Origin of the sequence: Allostella sp. (assembly GCF_041913585.1) — a bacterium.
Lineage (GTDB): Bacteria > Pseudomonadota > Alphaproteobacteria > ATCC43930 > Allostellaceae > Allostella.
Genome location: NZ_JAYSFE010000055.1, coordinates 22,228 through 30,352, shown reverse-complemented (window position 1 = coordinate 30,352; position 8,125 = coordinate 22,228). Strand labels below are relative to the sequence as shown.

Here is an 8,125-nt window from a genome sequence, read left to right as displayed (position 1 = left end):
TGGCGGAGAGGGTGGGATTCGAACCCACGGTACGCTCGCGCGCACAACGGTTTTCGAGACCGCCCCGATCGACCGCTCCGGCACCTCTCCGCTTGCTCGAACGGCCGCAGGTGATTACGGGGTCGGGGTGCGGAATGCAAGCCAAACCGTCACGGCAGGCGGACGGTGAAGGCCTCCTCGGCGAGCAGGTTGCCGTCGCGGTCGAAAAGCTGGACGAAGCCGGGGCCGAGCTGCGCCGGCATCAGGTCCCAGGTGCGCCAGTTCGGGCTGACCCCGGCGTAGAGGTCGCGGGTGCGCACCACCCGGCCGTTGCTGATCCAGCGCAGGGTGAAGGCCGGCCGGTCGGGGTCGGCGCGGGCGCAGTCGAGCCGCAGGAAGGCATGCACCCGGTCGTACTCGACGACGAACTCGGTCGTCGGCTCCACCGGCTCGCGCTGGTAGACGCCCTTGGCGGTGCGGAACTCGCGGATGATGCAGTCGGTCTCGGCCCGCGCGGGCGCCACGCCGGCGAGCAGCGCCGCCGCGGCCGCCAGGACGATGGGGAGGGTTCGACCGGTCGTCATTCGCGGGGCCAACCGTTACCCGATGCCGGCGCGGCGACCAAGCGCGGCCGCCACGCACCGTCACCGTAACGCAACGCCTGCGGCATTCCGGCAACGGCGGCAGCCGCCGCTCCTCCCCGCCTCGCCCCGAACGCCGACGCCCGCCTATGCCGAAAGGGCCGGCCGGCGGTCGGCCCAGGGCCGCGCCCCCTCCAGGAGTTCGGCCAGACGCAGCACCGCATAGTCGCTCCACCAGGGCCCCACGATCTGGAATCCCGTCGGCAGCCCGTCCGCGGCGAAGCCGCTCGGGATCGACATGGCGGGGTTGCCGGTCAGGTTGAAGGGGTACTGGTAGGCGGTCCAGCTCTGCCGGGTGATGCCGCACTCGCGGCCCGCCACGACGACGGGCCTGGTCGCATCGAAGTCGGCCGCGAGTGCGGTCCTGGCCGTCGTCGGCGAGACCAGGAAGCGGTAGCGGCCGAAGAGCGCCTGCACCGCCTGGTAGAGCCGGGTCCGCGCCCGCTCGGCCCGGAGCCGGTCGAGCATCCCGTACTGCATCCCCCAGTCGGCGAAGGCGATCAGGCTGGCGTCGAGCCGGTTGCCCCAGCGCTCGCGCAGGGCCGCGACCGAGGCGGCGATGCCGGTCTGGTAGAGGATGCGGCCCTCGGGCTCGGCCCAGTCGATGGCGTCGGTCACCTCCTCGACCTCGGCGCCGAGGTCGCGGAGCGCGGCCACCATGTCGTGGGTGCGCGCCTCGACCTCCGGGTCGAGGACGGGGTTCGCCATCCGCGCGACATAGCCGATGCGGACGCCGTCGAGCCGTGGCCCCTGGAGGTCCGGCGGCAATGGCGCCGGCCCGCCGCCGAGGCTCCACGGGTCGCGCGGGTCCGGCCCGGTCATGACGGAGAACATGAGCCGCGCGTCGGCGACGGTGCGCGTCATCGGCCCGACGAAGGACTGGTTGAGGAAGACGTCGGCCGCCGCCTCGTGCGGGATGGCGCCCCGGGTCGGCTTCAGCCCGGCGATGCCGGCGCTGGCCGACGGTCCGCGGATCGACCCCGCACCGTCGGTGCCGACGGCGAGCGGCGCCAGCCCCGCCGCCACCGCCGCCGCGGCGCCGCCCGAGGAGCCGCCCGGCGTGTGCGCCGGGTTCCACGGGTTGCGCGTGATCCCGGTGAGCGGGCTCGTGGTGATGCCCTTGTGGCCGAACTCGGGCGTCGTCGTCTTGCCGACGATCACGGCACCCGCCGCCCGCAGGCGCGCGACCGCGATCGAATCCGCCGCAGCGAGGTTGTCGGCATGGACGTGCGAGCCGTGGGTGGTGCGCATGCCCGCGACGTCGACCAGGTCCTTGACCGAGACCGGCACCCCGTGCAGCGGCCCCAGCGGCCGGCCCGCGGCGACCGCCGCCTCGGCCGCCGCCGCGGCGGCGAGCGCGCCCTCCCGGTCGACCGAGACATAGGCGTTGACGACGGGCTGCCAGCGCTCGATCGCATCCAGGACCTGGCCGACATAGGCGACGGGGGAGAGTTCGCCGCGACGGATCAGCGCCGCCGCGCGGGTGGCGGGCAGGAACAGCAGCTCTTCGGACATGGACGGCGGGCGCTCCGGGAAGGATGTGGCCGGAAGAAGGGCCGCCGTCACGATGGCATGGCCGCCCGCGGCCGGCCAAGGCCGGATCGGGCCCTGAACCGGATCGGGCCTGGACTGGATCGGGCCTGGACCGGCCGCCCCGCCTCCCCCATTCTCCGTCGCGGACGGTTTCCCCTCGGAAAGGATGCGGCGGATGCGGATCGTGGTCATGGGTGCCGGCGGCGTCGGGGGCTATTTCGGCGGCCTGCTGGCGAAGGGCGGACAGGACGTCACCTTCGTCGCCCGCGGCGCCCATCTGGCGGCGATGCGCGCGCACGGCCTCACGATCGAGAGCGAGACCACGCCCTTCCATGTGCCGGCGGTCCAGGCGACCGACGACCCGGCCACGATCGGCACCGCCGACATCGTGCTCTTCGCCGTCAAGCTCTACGACATGGCGTCGGCGGCCCCGACGCTGGCGCCGCTGGTCGGCCCCGGCACCGTCGTCGTTACCCTGCAGAACGGCATCGACGCGCCCGAGATCGTCGGCCGGGCGGTGGGCGCGGACCATGTGGCGCCCGGCGTCGCCCGCATCTCGGCCCTCATCGAGCGGCCGGGCGTAATCCGCCACAACGGCATTCCGCCCAGCATCATCTTCGGCCCGGCGCGGCCCGCCCAGGCGGCGGCGCTGGCGGCGCTGAAGGCGGCCTGCGACGCGGCCGGGCTCACCGCGATCCTGACCGACGACCCGGAGCGCGCGGTCTGGGAGAAGTTCGTCTTCCTCGCCTCGATGAGCGGCCTGACGGCGCTGACGCGCCATTCCATGGGGCCGATCCGGACCAATCCCGCGACCCGGGCGCTGCTGCTGGAATCGCTGGCCGAGACCGCGGCCGTCGCCGCCGCGGTCGGCGTCCGCCTGCCGGCCGACACGCCGGAGCGCACGCTGGCCTTCATGGACGCCCTGCCCGAGGGCGCACGCGCCTCGATGCTGGAGGACCTGGAGCGCGGCCGGCGGCTCGAACTGCCGTGGCTGTCGGGTGCCGTCGCCCGGCTCGGCAGCGCCAACGGCGTGCCGACCCCGATCCACCGCACCATCGCCGCCGCGCTCGCCCTCCAGGTCGACGGCGCCCCCGCCAAGGGGTGACAGGCGCAGGGTTTCTCGGGAACAATCGGCCGACCCCACGCAACGTCCCTGCACCGATCGGAGCGGAGAACGCCGCCATGGAACAGTTCGGCATGGGCCAGCCCGTGCGCCGCAAGGAGGATGTCCGCTTCCTCACCGGCCACGGCCGCTACACCGACGACATCAACCTGCCGGGCCAGGCCTACGGCCATGTCCTGCGCTCGCCGCATGCCCATGCCCGCATCCTCGGGATCGACACCCGCGCGGCCTCGGCGGCGCCCGGCGTGCTGGCGGTGCTGACCCATGCCGACGCCGACGCGGACGGGCTGCCCGGCCTGCCCTGCCATGTCGACGTGCCGGGCCGCGGCGGGGCGAGGATGTTCGCGCCGCTCCGGCCGGTGCTCGCCGACGGCACCGTCCGCTATGTCGGCGACCCGGTCGCCTTCGTCGTCGCCGAGACCGCCGCCCAGGCCCGCGACGCCGCCGAACTCGTCGAGGTCGAGTACGAGGCGCTGCCGGCCGTGGTCGACGCCCCGGCCGCACTGGAGCCCGGCGCGCCGCTGCTCTGGCCGGAGCATGGCAGCAACCTCTGCGTCCACTGGGAAAGCCATGACGGCCAGGCGATGCGCGAGGGCTTCGCCCGCGCCCACCGCATCGTGCGCTGCGAACTCGTCAACAACCGCGTCGTCGGCAACCCGATGGAGCCACGGGTCGCCATCGGCTCCTACGACCCCGCGACCGGCATCCGCACCCTGCACACGCCGAGCCAGGGCGTCGTCAAGCTGTGGCAGGGGCTGGCCTCGATCGTCTTCGACACCACGACCGACAAGATCCGGGTCGTATCGCCCGACGTCGGCGGCGGCTTCGGCCTGCGCGGCAAGCTCTTCCCCGAGACGGTGATGGTGGTCTGGGCGGCGACGCGCCTGGCGCGGCCGGTCAAGTGGACCGCCGACCGCAGCGAGACCTTCCTCTCCGACCCGCACGGGCGCGACCATGTCACGGTCTGCGAGATGGCCTTCGACGAGGACGCCCGCATCCTCGCCATGCGGGCGGAGACGGCCGCCAATGTCGGCGCCTACCTGCTCGATTTCGGGCCGCGCATCCCGACCGTGGCGGGTGCGCGCATCGCCGGCTCGGTCTACGACGTGCCGGCGATGCAGCTCTCGGTCAAGGTGACCTTCACCAACACGGTGCCGACCGACGCCTATCGCGGCGCCGGCCGGCCGGAGATCTGCTACCAGATGGAGCGCCTGCTCGACCTCGGCGCGGCCGCGTTCGGCATCGGCCGCGACGAGATCCGGCGGCGCAACTTCATCCGGCCCGAGCAGCTTCCCTACAAGAACCAGGTGGGGATGGTGATCGATTCCGGCCTCTTCGCCGAGACCATGGACCGGGCGCTCGCCAAGGCGGACTGGGCCGGCTTCGCCCGCCGCCGCGCGGCGAGGCGCGACGGCAAGCTGCGCGGCATCGGCCTCGGCTACTATGTCGAGGCGTCGGGCGGCCAGCCGCTGGAGGAGGCGCGGGTGCGCTTCGAGCCGGACGGTCGCGTGGTGCTGATCGTCGGCACCTTCAGCCACGGCCAGGGGCACGAGACGGCCTTCGCCCAGATCCTGTCCGAGCGGCTGGGCGTGGCCTTCGACCGCATCGACTTCCGCCAGGGCGATTCCGACTTCGTCAAGTTCGGCAACGGCACCGGCGGCTCCCGCTCCTCGCAGATGGGCGGAGTGGCGACGGCGCGGGCGGCCCAGCAGGTGATCGACAAGGCCCGGCGCATCGCCGCCCACCGGCTGGAGGCGGCCGAGGCCGACATCGCCTTCGCGGCGGGCGCCTTCCTGGTGCCGGGCACCGACCTCCGGATCACCATCGACGCCGTCGCGAAGCTCGCCGCCGACCCCGCCAACCTGCCGGAGGGCATGGCGCCCGGCCTCGACGAGACCTGCCGCTACCAGCGCCCGACCGAGTGCAACTTCCCCAACGGCGCCCACATCGCCGAGGTCGCGATCGACCCCGAGACCGGCATCGTCCAGGTCGAGCGCTATGTCTGCGTCGACGATTGCGGCGTCATCATCAACCCGCTGCTGATCCGCGGCCAGGTCCATGGCGCGGTCGCCCAGGGGCTGGGCCAGGCGATCCTGGAGCGCACGGTCTACGACCGCCAGTCGGGCCAGCTCGTCGCGGGCTCGTTCATGGACTACGCGATGCCGCGGGCGGCCGACATGCCGGACCTGGAGGTCGACTTCCACGTCGTCCCCAATCCGAGCAACGACCTCGGCGTCAAGGGCGCCGGCGAGGGCGGCTCCTGCGGCGCGCCGCCGGCCATCGTCAGCGCCGTCTGCGACGCGCTCGGCATCGCCCATATCGACATGCCGCTGACGCCGGAAGCGGTCTGGCGCGCCGTCCGGGCGCGCCGCGCGGCGGCATAGGCCGGCGTCAGGACCGGGCCGGGGCGAGGTCCGCGAGGACGCGGGCGAGGCGGGCGCCGACGATCTCGGCCTCGCCGTCGCGGAGGTTCTCGGCCCCTGCCCAGAGGACGTTGCCGGCGCGCGGCGCGAGGAAGATGCGCGGCTCGCCCGCGAGCAGGCGGCGCGACAGCTCGGCCGACGACACGCCGGCGAGCGGTCCCTCGAAACCCATGATGAGGTAGGGCGCGCGGCCGTCGTTCGACGCCAGCATGCGCCGCGTCAGGCCGGGCACGCCGGCGACGGCCGCCTCGATCGTCTGCAGGCGGGAATGCCACTGCCGGCGTTCGGCCTCGTGGTCCCGGGCGGCATAGTCGGCGAGGGCCGCGATGAGGCCGGCGATCTGCTCCTTGCCGACCTTGTAGCCGCGGCCGATCCCCATGTAGGGCGCCTCCGGGTGGGGCCGGCCGGTCAGCTCGGCATGGATGTCGGCATCCTGGTGCTGGAGCGCGATCGAGCGCAGGAGGGCTTGGCGGCAGGCGGTGAAGCCGCTGGCCGGCGGCCCGCCGATCGCCTTGCCGCCGCTGAAGGAGACGGCGTCCGCCCCGGTCGCGACCAAGGCGCGCAGGTTGTCGGCCGGCGGCAACGCCATCGAACCGTCGACGACCACGCGCGTGCCGCGGCCGTGCGCCACCGCGACCACCGCCGCCAGGTCCGGCACCCCCGCCTGGTCGCGATAGGGCAGGCCGGTCGCGTCATAGAAGACGCAGGCGACCTCGGCGTCGATCGCGGCGGCGAGTGCCGCCAGCGGGTCGGGCACGGCGGCATCGACCAGCCGCAGCCGGGCCCCCGCGGCGCGGATGGCGACGTCGTAGTAGCTGCGGTGCTGGCGGAAGAGGACGACCGTCGCCGGCACCCCCTCCGGATGCGGCAGCGCCCGCATCACCCGCGGGTCCTCGCCGGCGATACAGGCGGCGACGGCCAGCGTCGTCGCCGCGGCCGCACCCGGCGTGGCATAGCCGGCCTCGGCACCGGTCGCCGCGACGATGGCGCGGCCGGCCGCCGCCTGGAGCTCGGCGAACGGCACATAGACCTGGGACATGGCGTCCATCGCCGCCCGGACCGAGGCCGACGGCGCGGTGTTGCCCATCCGCGTCCACGGCCCGGTCGCATTGATGACCGGCCGAATGCCGAGCTCTTCCAGTGGCCCCACGAATCCCGCTCCTCCGCTCGTCGAGCAGCCGGTATAGGACAGCGGCGCCGCGGCCTCCAGGCCCGCCGGATCAGGCGGCCAGATCGAGCCGATCCGCCGTCGCGTAGGCGCGGCCGAAGCGGTTGGCGAGGAAGCGGTCGAGGGGAATGTCCTCCTGGCGGACGAGGCCCGTGGCCGGGATCGCCCCTTCCGACAGCAGGTCGAGCACGGCGGCGATGCCGGCCGCCGTCGTCACCTGGATGGCGCTCCGCCGGCGGCCGCCGACCATGCCGCCGTGGATCCGGTTGGCATAGGTCGTCTGCACCAGCCGGTCGCCCTGCCAGCCGGAGACGGCGACCAGCACCACCACGACGTCCTGCATCGTCGTCGGCAGTGCGTGCTCGAGGATGTCCTTCAGCACATGGCGCCGGTCGCGCAGGCGGAGGTCGACGAGCAGCGCCTTCATCAGCGCGCAATGCCCGGGATAGCGGATGGTGCGGTAGTTGAGCTGCCGCACGCGGCCGGCCAGCGTCTCGCACAGCGAGCCCAGCCCGCCCGAAGTGTTGAAGGCCTCGTAGCGCACGCCGTCGAGGGAGAACTCCTCCAGTTCCTCCATCGGCGGCACCTCGCGGCGGACGCCGTCGACGATCGCCTCGCAGGGCTCGCAATACTCGTTGATGACGCCGTCGGTGCTCCAGGTGAGGTTGTAGTTGAGCGCGTTCGACGGGAACTGCGGCAGCGCGCCGACGCGAAGCTTGACGCTGTCCAGCCGGTCGAAGCGTTGCGCCAGGGCGTGGGCGACGATCGAGATGAAGCCCGGCGCCAGCCCGCACTGGGGGATGAAGGCGCGGGTGCCCTGGCGCGCCAGTTCGCGCACCGCACGGGTCGTCGCCACGTCCTCGGTCAGGTCGAGATAGTGGCAGCCGGCGGCATAGGCCGCCCGGGCCACGCCCGCCGTCAGGTGGTAGGGGGCGGCGCTCAGCACCGCGTGCCGGCCGGCCAGCAGGCGCGCGAGCCCGGTCTCGTCGGCGAGGTCGTGCGCGATCGCCGCGATTCCGCCGGCCGCGACCTCCGCCAGCGACTCGGGCGAGCGGTCGACGACCGCGACGCGATAGTCGCCCGAAGCCGCGAGCATGTCCGCGATGGTGGCGCCGATCTTGCCGGCGCCGACGATGACGACGTCGCGCATGGTCCCCTTCTCCCCATGGGTTCGGAATGGATGGCCGGACCCTATCCGCATCCACCGTCGAACCGCAGGCGACGGACCGTCGAAATGCGCGGAGATTTCCGGCATTGT

General features: G+C 73.6%; 6 protein-coding genes and 1 tRNA gene. 2 read left to right on the top strand and 5 right to left on the bottom strand.

All coding sequences use genetic code 11. The features are described from left to right. The 3 genes from ACE3Q3_RS12370 to ACE3Q3_RS12360 all read right to left on the bottom strand — a co-directional run bounded on the left by ACE3Q3_RS12370 (position 1) and on the right by ACE3Q3_RS12360 (position 2,135). Positions 1-90 (bottom strand) — tRNA-Ser (locus ACE3Q3_RS12370). A gap of 59 nt (positions 91-149) precedes the next feature. After that, positions 150-563 carry a hypothetical protein gene (locus tag ACE3Q3_RS12365; RefSeq protein WP_374446460.1) on the bottom strand — a complete coding sequence of 138 codons (414 nt, stop codon included), beginning with the start codon at positions 561-563 and terminating at the stop codon, positions 150-152. A 144-nt stretch (positions 564-707) separates the two neighbouring features. Next, positions 708-2,135, bottom strand: coding sequence for an amidase (locus ACE3Q3_RS12360; protein WP_374446458.1), 1,428 nt, complete (start codon positions 2,133-2,135; stop codon positions 708-710). Positions 2,136-2,328: 193 nt separating this feature from the next. Between ACE3Q3_RS12360 and ACE3Q3_RS12355 the strand changes: the two genes are divergently transcribed. Then, positions 2,329-3,258, top strand: a complete 930-nt coding sequence (locus ACE3Q3_RS12355) for a 2-dehydropantoate 2-reductase (protein ID WP_374446455.1) — start codon at positions 2,329-2,331, stop codon at positions 3,256-3,258. 77 nt (positions 3,259-3,335) lie between these two features. Then, positions 3,336-5,660, top strand: coding sequence for a xanthine dehydrogenase family protein molybdopterin-binding subunit (locus ACE3Q3_RS12350; protein WP_374446453.1), 2,325 nt, complete (start codon positions 3,336-3,338; stop codon positions 5,658-5,660). A 7-nt stretch (positions 5,661-5,667) separates the two neighbouring features. Here the strand turns inward: ACE3Q3_RS12350 and ACE3Q3_RS12345 are convergent, their stop codons facing one another. Together ACE3Q3_RS12345 and ACE3Q3_RS12340 are read right to left on the bottom strand one after the other, a co-directional pair. Further along, positions 5,668-6,849: a PLP-dependent transferase gene (locus ACE3Q3_RS12345; protein WP_374446449.1), complete on the bottom strand. Its 1,182-nt coding sequence runs from the start codon at positions 6,847-6,849 to the stop codon at positions 5,668-5,670. 70 nt (positions 6,850-6,919) lie between these two features. Beyond that, positions 6,920-8,017 carry a saccharopine dehydrogenase C-terminal domain-containing protein gene (locus ACE3Q3_RS12340; RefSeq protein ID WP_374446446.1) on the bottom strand — a complete coding sequence of 366 codons (1,098 nt, stop codon included), beginning with the start codon at positions 8,015-8,017 and terminating at the stop codon, positions 6,920-6,922. Positions 8,018-8,125: the final 108 nt, after the last annotated feature.

Excerpts from the sequence above, each read along its gene's own strand:
- ACE3Q3_RS12340 (WP_374446446.1), bottom strand. The coding sequence starts at position 8,017 with ATGCGCGACGTCGTCATCGTCGGCGCCGGCAAGATCGGCGCCACCATC.
- ACE3Q3_RS12365 (WP_374446460.1), bottom strand. The coding sequence starts at position 563 with ATGACGACCGGTCGAACCCTCCCCATCGTCCTGGCGGCCGCGGCGGCG.
- ACE3Q3_RS12360 (WP_374446458.1), bottom strand. The coding sequence starts at position 2,135 with ATGTCCGAAGAGCTGCTGTTCCTGCCCGCCACCCGCGCGGCGGCGCTG.
- ACE3Q3_RS12355 (WP_374446455.1), top strand. The coding sequence starts at position 2,329 with ATGCGGATCGTGGTCATGGGTGCCGGCGGCGTCGGGGGCTATTTCGGC.
- ACE3Q3_RS12350 (WP_374446453.1), top strand. The coding sequence starts at position 3,336 with ATGGAACAGTTCGGCATGGGCCAGCCCGTGCGCCGCAAGGAGGATGTC.